Raw genomic sequence first — 15,647 nt, forward strand, 5'->3', positions numbered from 1 at the left:
TTTACTTCAACGCCGCACTCGCGGTGCTCAACGCCGCTTCAGCACTGCGCTTGTTCTTGATCCAATAACACACCGCCATAAACGCCACCCACAGCGGGATCGCGTACACCGACACCTGGATCCCCGGAATCATCAGCATGATCACCAGGATAAACACCACGAACGCCAGGCACACATAGTTGCCGTACGGGTACCACAACGCCTTGAACAAAGGCACCTGGCCGGTGCGGTTCATGTGCTGGCGGAACTTGAGGTGGGAGAAGCTGATCATCGCCCAGTTGATCACCAGCGTGGCCACCACCAGGGACATCAGCAGTTCCAGAGCATGTTGCGGGATGAAGTAGTTCATCAACACCGCCACCAGCGTGACCGCCGCCGACGCGAGGATCGAACGCACCGGCACGCCGCGCTTGTCGATCTTTGCCAGCACCTTGGGCGCATCACCCTGCTCGGCCATGCCCAGCAGCATGCGGCTGTTGCAGTAGGTACCGCTGTTGTACACCGACAACGCCGCCGTCAACACCACGAAGTTGAGGATATGCGCGGCGGTGTTGCTGCCCAGCATGGAGAACACCTGCACGAACGGGCTGCCACTGTAGGCATCGCCGGAGGCGTTGAGGGTGGCCAGCAGGCTGTCCCAAGGCGTCAGCGACAGCAACACCACCAGGGCGCCGATGTAGAAGATCAGGATGCGGTAGATCACCTGGTTGATCGCCTTGGGGATCACGGTGCGTGGCTGGTCGGCTTCGGCGGCGGTAAAGCCGAGCATTTCCAGGCCGCCGAAGGAGAACATGATGATCGCCATGGCCATCACCAAGCCGCTGACGCCATGGGGGAAGAAGCCGCCGTGTTCCCACAGGTTGCTCACCGAGGCTTGCGGGCCGCCGCTGCCGCTGACCAGCAGGTAGCTGCCCAGGGCGATCATGCCGACGATAGCCACCACCTTGATGATGGCGAACCAGAACTCCGCTTCGCCAAAGACTTTGACGTTGGCCAGGTTGATCAGGTTGATCAGCACGAAGAACGCCGCCGCCGAGACCCAGGTCGGGATCTCCGGCCACCAGTAGTGCACGTATTTGCCGACGGCTGTCAGCTCGGACATGCCCACCAGGATGTACAGGATCCAGCAGTTCCAGCCCGACAGAAAGCCGGCGAAACCGCCCCAGTACTTGTGGGCAAAGTGGCTGAAGGAACCGGCGACCGGCTCTTCGACGATCATTTCGCCAAGCTGGCGCATGATCATGAAGGCAATGAAGCCGCAGATGGCATAACCCAGGATCATCGACGGGCCGGCGGATTTGAGCACGCCGGCCGAGCCCAGGAACAGGCCGGTGCCGATGGCGCCACCGAGGGCGATCAACTGGATATGCCGATTTTTCAGGCCGCGTTTCAGCTCGCCTGAAGAGGAATGGGGTTCACTCATGAAAAGGGTCTCACGCAAGGTTTGATGATGTTGAATGCAGGTTGCTGCCTTGAATTACCGACTCAAGCAGCGCCGCTCAAACCCCAGCGCAGGCACCAGGAGTACAGCGTCTTTCTAACGGTCATGCGTCACCTGTTTGTTTTTATCTGTGACGAAATCGAACCCGCCGGGCTCGTGGCCAGGCGGAGTGATCAGGGTGGGTAAACCCTGAGGTCTTGGCCTTTTGCGTGGTTACGCAAGGGGGTCACAGTAAAACGCGGCGCATTGTACACCGCTCGACAGCTTCCAGCCGTACCCGCAGAGCACGTGCGACGATCTGTCAGGTATTCCTTACAGCGGTAAATAGGCCAATCATGCCGCGAGCCACACGTAAATTAATCGTTACAGCATGGAAAATCGGCGTTACATCTGTAAGTTTTTGAAAAAATGGCGGCAGGAAAATTCATCGCCATTAGCGACGCCAGCTCACTGTATTTCCTGAAGAAAAAAAGCCGGCGAAAAAACAGAAGAAAAAATCCAAATGAGACCGTGTCAATAAAATTTTTGCATTACCAAACACTCTCACCTAGGTTCTTTCACTTGCCCAGCGAAGCCCGCTGGCAAGCCGTTCTCAAACAACGTCCTCTAGGAGATACACCATGCAAGCACTGGAAAACGACCTGGAAACCGAACTGCAGCTCGACGATTGGTTTGAAGCGCCGACCCACGAGGCCGCCGTTGAAATGATGCAAGCCGATGCCGTGGTGCCATTTGGCACGGCGATGTGGCCGTTCTGACACCCGGCACGTATTCGGCAGGTGCTGTGCACGGCACCTGCCTCCTTACCCAAGGCACACAAGGACATACGTCATGGACAAGGCCCGCGCCGTTGAACACTTTCTCTACTACCTTGCACACCATCCGGCCCTCAGCGCCCTGAACTGCCCCACTGTGCTGCTGGGCCACACCGAGCGCTACGACGCCATCGCCCAGGCGATCGCCCAGAGCAGCGCCGCCCGTTTCAACTTCCAGGTGCAGCGTCTGGACCTGGCCGACAGCGACAGCCTGGCGCAGGCCATCGAAGCCTGCGACCTGTACCTGTTCCTCTACGATTCCTCCACCCTGCCCAACCCGCGCGCAGAAGGCCCGGACTTTATCCGTGCCCTGCAAGGCGTGATGGCCGAACACTGGAAGAAATCCCTGCTGTTCAAGGATTACGGCGACTACTTCTACGACACCTTCAGCGTCGAGCCGCAGCGCATCGCCGACCTGAACGCCACGCTGATCCGGCGCATGTCCCAAGCCGCTGTGCTGAGCTTTACCGACAAACACGGCTCACGCCTGCAGGCGCCCATGAGCAGCATCAAGAAGTGGACCAATATCAACGGCATCGGCAACCACGACCTGGCCCCCGGCGAAATCGCCACCCACAGCGAAGCCATCAATGGCCAGGTGCGGTTCGTCGGCACCTTTCTCAGCACCATCCCCTTCGCGCGCAAGTACGGCGTGCTGCAATCACCGCTGGAACTGTGGATCGAAAACTCGACCATCTGCAGCGTGGCCAGTGACGTGCCGGGGCTGGCCGACGACTTCAATAAATATCTGAATGCCAACCCGTCCAACCGCCGGGTGGAGGAGCTGGGGATTGGCACCAATGAAGGGGTGAAGGACCTGTATGCGCGCAACGCCGGTTTCGAGGAACGCCATTGCGGCTTGCACCTGGGCTTGGGTGGCGGCCAGAAAGGCAGTCATCACCTGGACCTGATCTTTGCCAGTGGGGTGTTGGCGCTGGATGACAAACCGGTGTTTGACGGCACTTTTGCGTTCTGAACACCGAGCTTGAAAATGATGGAGATCCAGCGGTGGGAGGGGGCTTGCTCCCGATAGCGGTGCGTCAGTCGCCGGATTGGCAAGCTGATACACCGCTATCGGGAGCAAGCCCCCTCCCACATGTTTTACCTCTATTCCAAGGCAAAAAAAACGCCAACCCTAGGGTTGGCGTTGTTGTGCTGCGTTTACATCACTGCGGCTTTTTGCGACCAAAGCCTGGACGCTGACCCGAACCGGCCGGTGCGCCACGGCGCTTGCCCGATGGCTCGTCCGCCACCAGCTTCAGGCCTGGGCGCTTTTTCGGCGCGGGCTTGGCCGGGCGCTTGGTGTTGGCACTGTCGGCTGGGTGATCGGATGCCGGAGCACCGCGACCGGCGTCACCACGGTTGCTGCGACCACCGCTTGGCGCGTCACCACGACCGGCTGGGCGTGGGGTGCGTGGCGCACGTTCGCCTTCCTGGCGCGATGGCGCGGTGGGGCGACGCTCGCCTTCGATATGCGGTTGACGCGAGATACGCCCACCGGTCGCCGGTGCATCCAGCGCCGGGCGCAGGGTGCGGGCAACACGTTCGGTGCGGGCCACGGGGCGCGACGATTTACGCTGCATACGATCGAGCTTGTCTTTGCTCTTGGCGTTCATCTGCGGCATGGCGACCGGCGTCAGGCCGACTTCGGCGCTGAGGATGTCGACTTCGTACTGGCTCATTTCACGCCAGCGGCCCATCGGCAGGTCGGAGTTGAGGAACACCGGACCAAAACGCACGCGCTTCAGGCGGCTGACCACCAGGCCCTGGGATTCCCACAGGCGACGCACTTCACGGTTACGGCCTTCCATCACCACGCAGTGGTACCAGTGGTTGAAACCTTCACCGCCCGGCGCCTGCTTGATGTCGGTGAACTTGGCCGGGCCGTCTTCCAGCACCACGCCGGCCTTGAGGCGTTCGATCATCTCGTCATCGACTTCACCACGCACACGCACGGCGTATTCGCGGTCCATCTCGTAGGACGGGTGCATCAGGCGGTTGGCCAATTCACCGTCGGTGGTGAACATCAGCAAGCCGGTGGTGTTGATGTCGAGACGACCGATGTTGATCCAACGGCCTTCCTTGGGCTTGGGCATCTTGTCGAACACGGTCGGACGGCCTTCCGGGTCGTCACGGGTGCAGATCTCGCCATCGGGCTTGTTGTACATGATCACGCGGCGCACCGATTCGGCGGCCTCTTCACGCTTGATGACCTTGCCATCAATGGTGATTGCATCGTGCAGGTCGACGCGCTGGCCAAGGGTGGCCTCGACGCCGTTGACCTTGATGCGCTTCTGGGTGATCCAGGCTTCGACGTCGCGGCGCGAGCCCACGCCGATACGCGCCAGCACCTTTTGCAGCTTTTCGCCTGCAGGGCCGATTTCCTGGCTGTCGTTCTGGTCTTTGTCGTTCATCTTAAGCACCTCCCGGTGGGTCGATTCAGGCGTGGCCTGAAGAGTGTTGAAAGCGGGGCTTTGGCCGAATAGGTCGGCAAAGGGTCGCGAATCATACGCCCATGGCGCGCATTGCGCATCAGAGACTAGTCGATAAGCGCGAGGTCATTGGTTTTTCCGCCGACCGGTGATGCCCCAGGCTCCACATTCGAGTGCGTCAGTCTTCGAACTGGCGGCGTTCGTTCTCGATGGCCTCGGCCAGGGCCCGGGCTTCGTCTTCTTCATCGCTCAGGGGCGGTTGTTCGAGGGCGGCAACGGCGGCCAGGAGTTTTTCGCGGGCTTCAGCCACGCCGAGGATATCGTCCTCAGGTTCAGGCTCGACCTCCACGTTCACCTGGGCGTCCGGCTCGGCCGCACCATCGCGCAGCAAATCATCAAAGTCGGTCTTGATGCCCTGCTCCATGTCGTCCAGTTCCAGCAACAACGTATGGAAACTGGTTTCGTCCTTGGGCTCTTCCGGCTCGGCGGTGGCGTCGGCCAGTTCCTGCAGGCTCGCCGGGACCGGGGCGTCGTCGAAGTCGAGTACCGGCTCGGCTTCCATCTCGCGCAATTCGGCCAGGGGCGGCAGGTCGTCGAGGTTTTTCAGGTTGAAATGGTCGAGGAACACCTTGGTGGTGGCGAACATCGCCGGTTTGCCGGGCACGTCGCGGTAGCCGACGATGCGGATCCACTCACGCTCCAGCAGCGTCTTGACGATATGGCTGTTGACCGCCACGCCCCGCACGTCCTCGATTTCGCCACGGGTGATGGGCTGGCGATAGGCGATCAGCGCCATGGTCTCCAGCATCGCCCGTGAATAGCGCTGCGGGCGTTCTTCCCAGAGGCGGCCGACCCACGGGGAAAACTTCTCACGGATCTGCAGGCGATAACCCGACGCCACCTCGCGCAGTTCAAAGGCGCGGCCGTCGCAGGATTTGCGCAGGATTTCCAATGCCTTCTTGAACACCGGCGGTTCAGGGCGCTCGGCTTCCTCAAACAGTTCGAACAGACGCTCCAGGGATTGCGGCTTACCCGAGGCCAGGAGAAAGGCCTCCAGCAACGGGGCCAGTTCGCGGGGTTCAGTCAGATTCATCGTTTCAGCTCTTTATTCGGCTCGCGCCCGCACGTGGATAGCCGCAAAAGGCTCATTCTGGACCAGCTCGACCAAGGACTCCTTGACCAGTTCGAGGACCGCCATAAAGGTCACCACCACCCCCAGGCGCCCTTCCTCCGCCGTGAACAGCTCCACAAACGGCACAAACCCGCCGCCCTTGAGGCGTTCGAGCACATCGCTCATGCGCTCGCGGGTGGACAGGGCCTCGCGGCTGACCTGGTGGTGCTCGAACATATCGCCACGGCGCAGCACCTCGGCCATGGACATCAGCAACTCTTCCAGGCTCACGTCCGGCAGCAGCTTGCGCGCGCGGGCTTCGGGGGCGTCAAGCTTGGGTACTACCACGTCGCGACCGACGCGGCTCAGGCCGTCGATACCTTCGGCGGCGGCCTTGAAGCGCTCGTATTCCTGCAGCCGGCGGATCAGTTCGGCGCGCGGGTCATCCTCTTCGGCCTCGACCGTCTCCGCCCGCGGCAACAGCATGCGCGACTTGATCTCGGCGAGCATGGCGGCCATCACCAGGTACTCGGCAGCCAGTTCCAGGCGTACCGACTGCATCAACTCGACATAGCCCATGTACTGGCGGGTGATTTCCGCCACCGGGATGTCGAGGATGTTGATGTTCTGTTTGCGGATCAGGTACAGCAGCAAGTCCAGCGGGCCCTCGAAAGCCTCAAGGAAGACCTCCAGGGCGTCCGGCGGAATGTACAGGTCCAGCGGCATTTCCAGCACCGCCTGGCCGTAGACCATGGCAAACGGCAGCTCCTGCTGGGCGCCCGCCTGGCTGTCGACGGTTTCCACGGCTGACATTCAGGCCTCGGCCATAAAGGGCGCAGGATCGCCGCAACCGACACGGATCACTTCAGGTTCGCCGTCGGCCAGGTTGATCACGGTGGAGGCCTTGTTGCCGCCGAAACCGCCGTCGATGATCAGGTCGACCTGTTTTTCCAGCAATTGGCGCATTTCGTATGGGTCTTCCAGGGGCTCGGTGTCGCCGGGCATGATCAACGACACACTCATCAACGGCTCACCCAACTCGGCCAGCAACGCCAGGGCGATAGGATGCTCCGGCACCCGCAAGCCGATGGTGCGTTTTTTCGGGTGCAGCAGCAGGCGCGGCACTTCGCGGGTGGCGTTGAGGATAAAGGTGTAGGGCCCGGGCGTGTGGGCCTTGAGCAGGCGGAAGGTGCCGGTGTCGACCTTGGCGAACAGGCCCAGCTGGGACAAGTCGCTGCAGATCAGCGCAAAGTTGTGCTTGTCATCCAGCTGGCGCAGGCGTCTGACACGCTCGACGGCGCCCTTGTCACCGATCTGGCAACCGATGGCGTAGGACGAATCGGTTGGGTAGATCACCACACCGCCGGCGCGAATGATCTCTACGGCCTGCTTGATCAGGCGCGCCTGGGGGTTTTCCGGATGAATCTGGAAGAATTGACTCACGGGTTCTACCTGTTCAGACGGTGGCAATAATGGGGTCATGCTTGAATCTCCCCCACAACAGCGGCAAATCTTCCGGGACCGCGCGGTACTCGCCGATCTCGGACCAGCCGCCAGGGCCATGAAAGTCACTGCCGGCGCTGACCAGCAGACCAAATTCGCGAGCAAGGATCGCCAGGCTGCCCACCTGTTCGGCGGGTTGAAAGCCGTTGACCACTTCAATCGCGTGACCACCCGCTCCAATATAGTCGCCAATCAGCTTGCGACGCTTGCTGCGGGTGAAATCGTAATGCCAGGGATGGGCCAGGCTGACCCAGGCCCCGGAGGCCCGCAGGGTCTCGACGGTGTCTTCGAGGGTCGGCCAATGTTGCTTCACATCGCCCAACTTGCCGGCGCCCAGCCATTTGCGAAAGGCTTCGGCGCGGTCTTTGACAAAACCCTCACGCACCATCCAGTCGGCAAAGTGCGGACGGGCCGGCGCGTTGCCGCTGTCACCCAGTTCCTGCTGGATGGCGCGGGCGCCGTCGAGGGCGTTGGGCATGCCTTTAAGGCCGAGTTTTCGGCTTATTTCTTCGGACCGCAGCCAGCGGCCATCGTGCAATTGCGCGATAGCCTCCACCAGCGGCGCAGCTTTTTGATCGAAACCGTAGCCGAGCACATGAATGGTGGCGCCGCCCCAGGTGCAGGACAATTCCACCCCATTGACCAGCTGCATGCCCAGGGCATGGGCGGTTGTACGGGCTTCGTCGAGGCCCTCGAGGGTGTCGTGGTCGGTCAACGAGAGGACTCGCACGCCTTTTTCAAACGCACGCGCAACCAGTACCGCAGGCGCCAGGGCGCCGTCGGAGGCCGTGCTGTGGCAGTGCAAATCAACATTCACGGGGGGGTGTAACCTCAAGTCAGCTGGCGCTATCGCAACCAAGGATGTTTGTTATTATGCCGCCACATCCAGCTTCTGGCTCTTACTGTGAAACAATTCATCGACTTCATCCCGCTGTTGCTGTTTTTCATCGTTTACAAACTCGACCCCAGGGTCATCGACCTGGCCGGCCATGAGCTGACTGTCGGCGGCATCTACAGTGCCACCGCCGTGCTCATCATCAGCTCTGTGGTGGTCTACGGCGCCATCTTCATTTCCCAGCGCAAACTGGAAAAAAGCCAGTGGCTGACCCTGGTCGCCTGCCTGGTCTTCGGCAGCCTGACCCTGGCCTTCCACAGCGAAACCTTCCTGAAATGGAAAGCGCCGGTGGTGAACTGGCTGTTCGCCCTGGCGTTCATCGGCAGCCACTTCATCGGTGATCGCCTGCTGATCAAGCGGATCATGGGCCACGCGCTGACCCTGCCGGAACCGGTGTGGACACGCTTGAACCTGGCCTGGATCGCGTTTTTCATCTTCTGCGGCGCCGCCAACCTGTTCGTGGCGTTTACCTTCCAGGACTACTGGGTCGACTTCAAAGTGTTCGGCAGCCTGGGCATGACCGTGCTGTTCCTGGTCGCCCAGGGCATCTACCTGTCGCGCCACCTGCATGACACCGAGCCTACCACGCCGAAAACCGAGGACTGACATGCTCTACGCCATCATTGCCACCGACGTCGCCAACTCGCTGGAAAAACGCCTGTCCGTGCGCCCGGCCCACGTCGAGCGCCTGAAAGTCCTTCAAGCCGAAGGCCGCATCGTGCTGGCCGGCCCGCACCCGGCCGTGGACAGCAACGACCCGGGCGACGCCGGTTTTACCGGTAGCCTGATCGTCGCTGAGTTCCCCTCGCTGGCCGATGCCCAGGCCTGGGCCAAGGCCGATCCCTATGTCGCCGCAGGTGTCTACGCCGACGTAGTGATCAAACCCTTCAAGCAAGTCCTGCCCTGATCCTGGTGGCGCCGAACCTATTGAGGGCGGCGCACGCCTGATTGCTCATTATTCTCGGCAACCTGCCGACAACGTTCTGAATATTCGTGTGGAATCAGGAGTTCCGATGCGCTTACGTCAGTTGTGTCTATTGGCAGTGTTAATGATCGGGGCTACGGCCCACGCTGAAGAAACCTCGAGCACCGGCAGTTCCACGCCCCTGTCCTTGAGCGCCGGCGCCCAGATCACCGAGTTGCAGCAACGCTTGAAAGAAAGCGAACGGCAACGTGAAGAACTGAGCAAGCAACTGCAAAGCGCGGATGCCACCCGCGAAAGCGCTCAATTGAGTCGCCTTCGCCAGGAGAACCAACGCCTGGCCCAGCAACTCAAAGATGCACAGGGCGGCGCCTTGACCCGCTGGCTGACCGAGCAGCAACAATGGTTCGTCACCGGTGGGGCCGTCGCACTGATCGCCCTGTTGTGCGGGATCTTCGCCAGCGGTGGGCACCGTCGCCGTCGACAATGGCTAAATTGAGTGAGTCATGAGCGAGCTGTTACTGATAGATGATGACCAGGAGCTCTGCGAGCTGCTGAGCAGTTGGCTGAGCCAGGAAGGTTTCCAGGTGCGCGCCTGCCACGATGGCTTGAGCGCGCGCAAAGCCTTGGCCGACAGCGCCCCGGCAGCGGTGGTGCTCGACGTGATGCTGCCCGACGGCAGCGGCCTGGAGCTACTCAAGCAATTGCGCAACGACCATCCGGAGCTGCCGGTGCTGATGCTTTCGGCGCGGGGCGAACCCCTGGACCGCATCCTCGGCCTGGAATTGGGCGCCGACGACTACCTGGCCAAGCCCTGCGACCCGCGCGAACTTACCGCGCGCCTACGCGCGGTATTGCGCCGCAGCCACCCGGCCGCCGTCTCCAGCCAACTGGAACTGGGCGACCTGTGCTTCAGCCCGGTGCGCGGCGTGGTCAGCATCGATGAGCAGGAATTCACCCTCACCGTCTCCGAAAGCCGCCTGCTGGAAGCTTTATTGCGCCAGCCCGGCGAACCGCTGGACAAGCAGGAACTGGCGCAGATCGCCCTGGGCCGCAAGCTGACCCTTTACGATCGCAGCCTGGACATGCACGTCAGCAACCTGCGCAAGAAGATCGGCCCGCACCCGGATGGCCGGCCACGAATCGTGGCGTTGCGCAGCCGGGGCTACTACTACAGCCTCTAAGTCCCCTTCGCTCCTGCAGGGTTTTGTCAGTTCACAACAAAACCCTCTTTACCCAAGCTTTACCCACACCTGACCGCCGCTGACCTTGATCTCCGTAATCTACTCACATCCGGACTCACCGGAATAGAGACAGGAGAATCACCATGCGCAAGACCCTTATCGCTTTGATGTTCGCCGCCGCCCTGCCGACCGTTGCCATGGCCGCACTGCCAGAAGGTCCAGGCCCGATGGGCGGCCCTGAAGGGCACATGATGGGTGGCCCGGGCCACGGCGGTGAACACGGTCCGCGCGGCAAAGGCGGCCCCTTCAGCCAACTGGACCTGAGCCGCGAACAGCGCGAACAGATCGGCAAGCTGATGGGCGACCAATGGCACGCTCGCAAAGACCTGGTCAAAAAGTACCTGGACAAACTCCCGGCCGCCGACCAGAAAGCCATGCAGGATGAAATCGCCGCCGGCAAGCAGAAGACCCAGGCCGATATCCGCGCCGTGCTCAAGCCTGACCAGCAGAAGAAGTTCGACGAGATCGTCAAGAAGCAAGAACAGCGCCGTGCCGAATGGAAGGAATTCCAGGCCTGGAAAGCGCAACAGCCGCAAAAAGCGCAATAATGCACCCGCGTTAACACTCCCAGCCCAGTGGCCACCGCCACTGGGCTTTTCCTGTTTGAGGGTTTCCTGTGCGTTCATTGTTCTGGCGCATCCTGGCCAGTTTCTGGCTGGCCATCGCCCTGGTTGCCGGGTTGTCGATCCTGCTTGGGCACATGCTTAACCAGGATGCCTGGATTCTCAGCCGCCACCCCGGCCTCAATAACCTCGCGCAAGAGTGGACCCAACTCTACGAGGCCCAGGGCGAGGATGCCGCCCAGGACCTGCTGCAACAGCGCAAGCGCCAGTACCACATCGACGTGCAAGTGCTCAACGAAAGCGGCGAGCCGGTGGTGCGCGGCACCTTCCCGCGCCGCGCCGCCGCCTTTGAAGCCCGACAGAACGACAGCAAGGAAGGCCATCTGCCCTGGCGACGCCTGACCGCCGAGTACACCAGCGAGAAGACCGGCGATACCTACCTGTTGATCTACCGCATCCCGCACCCGGAGCTGGACGAGTGGCACCGCAGCAGCCTGACATGGCCCTTGAGCGCACTGACGATTGCCCTGGTGGTGCTGACCTTGTTCAGCCTGTTCGTCACCTTGTCCATCACCCGCCCACTGAGCCGCCTACGCGGCGCGGTGCATGACCTCGGCCAGGCCACCTACCAGCAGAACAGCCTGGCGCAACTGGCCAACCGCCGCGATGAGTTCGGCGTACTCGCCACCGACTTCAACCGCATGGGCGCACGCCTGCAAAGCCTGATCGGCAGTCAACGCCAGCTGCTGCGCGATGTGTCCCATGAGCTGCGCTCGCCCCTCGCGCGCCTGCGCATTGCCCTGGCCCTGGCCGAACGCGCCAGCCCCGAAGAACGGGAAAAACTCTGGCCACGCCTGACCCGCGAATGCGATCGCCTGGAAGCGCTGATCAGCGAGATCCTGGTGCTGGCCCGCGTCGATGCCGACAATGCAAGCGCCGAAGACGTCGACCTCATCACCCTGCTCAAAACCCTGCAAAAGGATGCCCAACTCAGCGCGCCGGACCAGGTGGTGCAACTGAGCACCGATGCCGACCTGCAACTGAAGGGCTGGCCGACCATGATCGAACGGGCTGTGGATAACCTGCTGCGCAATGCCCAGCGCTTCAACCCGCCGGGACAACCCATTGAATTGCACGCACAGCGCCAGGGCGAACGTATCCTGATCAGCGTGCGCGACCATGGCCCCGGTGTGGACGCCGAACACCTGAGCCAACTCGGTGAACCGTTCTACCGCGCTCCCGGCCAGACCGCCCAAGGCCACGGCCTGGGCCTGGCGATCGCGCGACGCGCGGCCGAACGCCACGGTGGCAGCCTGATCCTGGCCAATCACCCAGCCGGTGGTTTTATCGCCAGCATCGACCTGCCGTTGGAACCAGGAGTTGTCACGCCGGTGTGATGATCTTCTATAGTGGCCCTTCTCTTACGGAGGGCCTTTGATGACTGACCTGCTGACTCCCATCCAAGCCGCACTCGATCTACCCCACACCCCGCCGACCTTCACCGAGGCTGGCGCCCTGCCCTCGACCTTCGCCGTCACCGAACTGGCCAGTGCCAGCATCGGCGCCGCCGGGCAGGCCGTCGCTCAGTTGATCCGGCAACAGACCGGGCGCCTGCCCGACGTGACCGTGGACCGACGCCTCGCCTCTTTCTGGTTCTCGTCCTCGATCCGCCCGCTGGGCTGGCAAGTGCCACCGTTGTGGGATCCGGTGGCCGGCGATTACGCCAGCGCCGATGGCTGGATTCGCCTGCACACCAACGCGCCTCATCACCGTGCCGCCGCCGAACGGGTGCTGGGCAAGGTCGCCGACCGCGCCGGGATGGCCGGCAAGGTCGCGGGGTGGAACGCGGCAGAACTGGAACAGGCGATTATCGACCAAGGTGGCTGCGCCGCGCAGATGCGTGCGTGGCAAGCCTGGCAGCAACACCCGCAGGGGTTGGCGGTGAACGCCGAGGCGCTGGTCCAACGCCAGACCTTCGAAACCACGACCGACAAACCCTGGCACGGCTCGCTGGCACGCCCGCTGGCCGGCCTCAAGGTGCTGGACCTGACCCGCGTATTGGCCGGCCCGGTGGCCAGTCGTTTCCTTGCCGGCCTCGGCGCGGATGTCCTACGCATCGACTCACCCACCTGGAACGAACCCGGCGTAGTCCCGGAAATGACCCTGGGCAAACGCTGCGCGCGCCTGGACCTGAAAACGCCCGAAGGCCGGCGGGTTTTCGAGCGTTTGCTCAGGGACGCCGACATCCTGCTCCACGGTTACCGCGCTGACGCCCTGGAGCATCTGGGCTACACCGCCCCCGAACTGCAACACCTCGCCCCCGGCCTGATCGATGTCAGCCTCAACGCCTACGGCTGGAGCGGCCCATGGCGTAATCGCCGGGGCTTCGACAGCCTGGTGCAGATGAGCAGCGGGATCGCCGAGGCCGGCATGCTCTGGAAACACGCGGATAAACCGCTGCCACTGCCGTTGCAGGCGCTGGATCACGCGACCGGGTATCTGATGGCGGCCAGTGCGATTCAGGCGCTGGGCGAACGGTTGCAGTCGGGGCGCGGTGGTTCGGCGCGGTTGTCGTTGGCACGCACCGCAACGTTACTGGTGCAAGCAGGCCAAGTGCCCGACCAACCGGCGTTGCGCGAGGAAGAACCAGGGGATCAAGGCCTGGTCGTCGAACAGACCGCCTGGGGCCAGGCCCATCGGCTGCTGCCCCCGCTGACTATCAACGGTACGCCATTGCAATGGGATTTGCCGGCGGGAGAATTGGGCTCCCACCGGCCTCAATGGTGACTTGACGGCCGCTAGCGGGAGCAAGCCCCCTCCCACACTTTGATGGGTGAACATATTCAAAATGTGGGAGGGGGCTTGCTCCCGATGAGGCCAGTACCGTCACTCCATCACAACGACAACACCCCGCTGTACAACCCATACGCCGCCAGCCCCGCGCCGGCGATCACGCAGCTGAAAATGCCTTTCTCAACATGGGTGAACAACGGCTGGCCCTGTTCGCGCTTGGCCAGCGCGAACAGGATCACGCCCGGCGCATACAGCAGCGCCGACAGCAGCAGGTATTTAAGGCCCCCGGCGTAGAGCAACCATACGGCGTAACCCAGGGCGATCAACCCCACCAGCAGGTCCTTGATGCGATGGCGGTGGGCACCTTCATAGGTTTCACCGCGCCCGCTCAGCAACACCGCGTAAGCCGCCGACCACAGGTAAGGCACGAGGATCATCGACGACGCCAGGTAGATCAGGGTGGTGTAGGTGCTGTGGGAAAACAGCGTGATCACCAGGAAGACCTGGATCATCACATTGGTCAGCCACAAGGCGTTGACCGGCACCTGGTTGGCATTTTCCTTTTTCAGGAAGGCCGGCATGGTCTTGTCATGGGCGGTGGCATAGAGGATCTCGGCACACAGCAGCGCCCAGGACAACAAGGCACCCAGCAGCGACACGGCCAGGCCGATACTGATCAGCAACGCGCCCCAGGGCCCGACGATATGCTCGAGCACACCGGCCAGGGACGGGTTTTGCAGGCCGGCCAGTTCCGCCTGGCTCATGATGCCCAGGGACAACACATTCACCAGCACCAACAGCGCCAGCACGCCGAGAAAGCCGATCACCGTGGCCCGCCCCACATCCGCGCGCTTCTCGGCCCGCGCCGAATACACACTGGCGCCTTCGATGCCGATAAACACAAATACCGTGACCAGCATCATATTGCGCACCTGGTCCACCACACTGCCGAATTGCGGCTTTTCCAGGCCCCAGATGTCAGCCGTGAAGATATCCGCCTTGAATGCCACGGCGGCGATGACCACGAACATCAGCAGCGGCACCAGCTTGGCCACGGTGGTGATCTGGTTGATGAACGCGGCTTCCTTGATCCCGCGCATCACCAGGAAGTGCACGGCCCACAGCAGCAACGATGCGCAGCCGATGGCCACCGGCGTGTTGCCTTGGCCGAATACCGGGAAAAAATAGCCGAGGGTGCTGAACAGCAACACGAAATAACCGACGTTGCCCATCCACGCGCTGATCCAGTAACCCCAGGCCGATGAGAAACCCATGTAGTCGCCGAAACCCGCCTTGGCGTAGGCGTACACCCCGGAATCCAGTTCCGGCTTGCGATTGGCCAGGGTCTGGAAGACAAACGCCAGGGTCAGCATGCCCACGGCGGTGATCGCCCAACCGATCAACACCGCGCCCACCTCCGCGCGCGCGGCCATGTTCTGCGGCAACGAGAAAATCCCCCCGCCGATCATCGAGCCCACCACCAGGGCAATCAGGGCGCCAAGCCGAAGTTTCTGGGTCGGTTGAGACATGCAGACTCCTGAATAAGATTTGAGCTGACAACCGTGCACTCAACTAATTAACTCAGCGAGTGTAGCGTTTATTAAAGACAGCGATAAAACCGCCACGCTCATAACTCAACGGCATGACAGTTTTTATAGTTTAGGCTTATTTAGATTTTAAATACGCCGAATACTTTGTCGCTTCCAAGCTATTTATTGTCGCCGTTGCGAAAAGTTTGCACATTCGGGAAAACGGGCTAGTTTCAAACGTCCATACGCAGCACTAAATGATTGACCAAACCGCAGAGATCGCTCTGGAAAGCGCCTTTGCGCGGAAAACTATTGCCCACGATTTCCCAGTCTAAGTCATTAATTCACAATGGAATGTGCCAATGAAGTGATCTGAGTCAGCTGTTTGATTAGCGCACG

At 61.7% G+C, this 15,647-nt stretch carries 16 protein-coding genes; 9 read left to right on the forward strand and 7 right to left on the reverse strand.

All coding sequences use genetic code 11. The annotated features are described in order from the left end of the window. Position 1: 1 nt before the first annotated feature. Positions 2 to 1,423 carry an amino acid permease gene (locus tag BB029_RS10540; protein ID WP_065939145.1) on the reverse strand — a complete coding sequence of 474 codons (1,422 nt, stop codon included), beginning with the start codon at positions 1,421 to 1,423 and terminating at the stop codon, positions 2 to 4. A 638-nt stretch (positions 1,424 to 2,061) separates the two neighbouring features. Here BB029_RS10540 and BB029_RS33190 point away from each other — a divergent pair. Beyond that, the gene (locus BB029_RS33190) at positions 2,062 to 2,199 is read left to right on the forward strand and encodes a hypothetical protein (protein ID WP_003175756.1); all 138 of its coding nucleotides are present in this window, start codon (positions 2,062 to 2,064) and stop codon (positions 2,197 to 2,199) included. Positions 2,200 to 2,272: 73 nt separating this feature from the next. Beyond that, the gene (locus BB029_RS10550; protein ID WP_065939147.1) at positions 2,273 to 3,232 is read left to right on the forward strand and encodes a leucyl aminopeptidase; all 960 of its coding nucleotides are present in this window, start codon (positions 2,273 to 2,275) and stop codon (positions 3,230 to 3,232) included. 190 nt (positions 3,233 to 3,422) lie between these two features. Here the strand turns inward: BB029_RS10550 and rluB are convergent, their stop codons facing one another. The 5 genes from rluB to BB029_RS10575 form a co-directional block, all read right to left on the reverse strand. Continuing rightward, positions 3,423 to 4,670, reverse strand: coding sequence for a 23S rRNA pseudouridine(2605) synthase RluB (gene rluB / locus BB029_RS10555; protein ID WP_027605574.1), 1,248 nt, complete (start codon positions 4,668 to 4,670; stop codon positions 3,423 to 3,425). Between the two features lie 196 nt (positions 4,671 to 4,866). Next, positions 4,867 to 5,781, reverse strand: a complete 915-nt coding sequence (gene scpB / locus BB029_RS10560; RefSeq protein WP_065939148.1) for an SMC-Scp complex subunit ScpB — start codon at positions 5,779 to 5,781, stop codon at positions 4,867 to 4,869. A 12-nt stretch (positions 5,782 to 5,793) separates the two neighbouring features. Next, on the reverse strand, positions 5,794 to 6,492 hold the full coding sequence (locus tag BB029_RS10565; protein WP_169898658.1) for a ScpA family protein: 699 nt from the start codon (positions 6,490 to 6,492) through the stop codon (positions 5,794 to 5,796). Positions 6,493 to 6,612: 120 nt separating this feature from the next. Beyond that, positions 6,613 to 7,242, reverse strand: coding sequence for an L-threonylcarbamoyladenylate synthase (locus BB029_RS10570; RefSeq protein WP_027605571.1), 630 nt, complete (start codon positions 7,240 to 7,242; stop codon positions 6,613 to 6,615). A 13-nt stretch (positions 7,243 to 7,255) separates the two neighbouring features. Then, the gene (locus BB029_RS10575; RefSeq protein WP_065939149.1) at positions 7,256 to 8,119 is read right to left on the reverse strand and encodes a PHP domain-containing protein; all 864 of its coding nucleotides are present in this window, start codon (positions 8,117 to 8,119) and stop codon (positions 7,256 to 7,258) included. An 87-nt stretch (positions 8,120 to 8,206) separates the two neighbouring features. Between BB029_RS10575 and BB029_RS10580 the strand changes: the two genes are divergently transcribed. From BB029_RS10580 to BB029_RS10610, 7 genes are all read left to right on the forward strand, one after another. Beyond that, complete coding sequence (locus BB029_RS10580; protein ID WP_027605569.1) at positions 8,207 to 8,803, forward strand: septation protein A; 597 nt, start codon at positions 8,207 to 8,209, stop codon at positions 8,801 to 8,803. A gap of 1 nt (position 8,804) precedes the next feature. Further along, positions 8,805 to 9,104 (forward strand): YciI family protein, encoded by a 300-nt coding sequence (locus BB029_RS10585; protein WP_065939150.1) that lies wholly within the window; start codon positions 8,805 to 8,807, stop codon positions 9,102 to 9,104. Positions 9,105 to 9,210: 106 nt separating this feature from the next. Beyond that, positions 9,211 to 9,618, forward strand: a complete 408-nt coding sequence (locus BB029_RS10590; RefSeq protein WP_027605567.1) for a translation initiation factor 2 — start codon at positions 9,211 to 9,213, stop codon at positions 9,616 to 9,618. A gap of 7 nt (positions 9,619 to 9,625) precedes the next feature. Continuing rightward, positions 9,626 to 10,303, forward strand: coding sequence for a response regulator transcription factor (locus BB029_RS10595; protein ID WP_027605566.1), 678 nt, complete (start codon positions 9,626 to 9,628; stop codon positions 10,301 to 10,303). A gap of 143 nt (positions 10,304 to 10,446) precedes the next feature. Then, a complete protein-coding gene (locus tag BB029_RS10600) occupies positions 10,447 to 10,911 on the forward strand; it encodes an LTXXQ domain protein (protein ID WP_027605565.1) in 465 nt (154 codons plus the stop codon). A gap of 68 nt (positions 10,912 to 10,979) precedes the next feature. Continuing rightward, positions 10,980 to 12,323 carry a HAMP domain-containing sensor histidine kinase gene (locus tag BB029_RS10605; RefSeq protein WP_065939151.1) on the forward strand — a complete coding sequence of 448 codons (1,344 nt, stop codon included), beginning with the start codon at positions 10,980 to 10,982 and terminating at the stop codon, positions 12,321 to 12,323. A gap of 40 nt (positions 12,324 to 12,363) precedes the next feature. Beyond that, positions 12,364 to 13,713, forward strand: coding sequence for a CoA transferase (locus tag BB029_RS10610; RefSeq protein ID WP_065939152.1), 1,350 nt, complete (start codon positions 12,364 to 12,366; stop codon positions 13,711 to 13,713). Positions 13,714 to 13,820: 107 nt separating this feature from the next. Here the strand turns inward: BB029_RS10610 and arcD are convergent, their stop codons facing one another. Next, entirely contained in the window at positions 13,821 to 15,248 is a 1,428-nt protein-coding gene (arcD, locus tag BB029_RS10615; RefSeq protein ID WP_065939153.1) for an arginine-ornithine antiporter, read from the reverse strand. Positions 15,249 to 15,647: the final 399 nt, after the last annotated feature.

This window comes from Pseudomonas sp. S3E12, from assembly GCF_001702295.1.
GTDB lineage: Bacteria > Pseudomonadota > Gammaproteobacteria > Pseudomonadales > Pseudomonadaceae > Aquipseudomonas > Aquipseudomonas marginalis.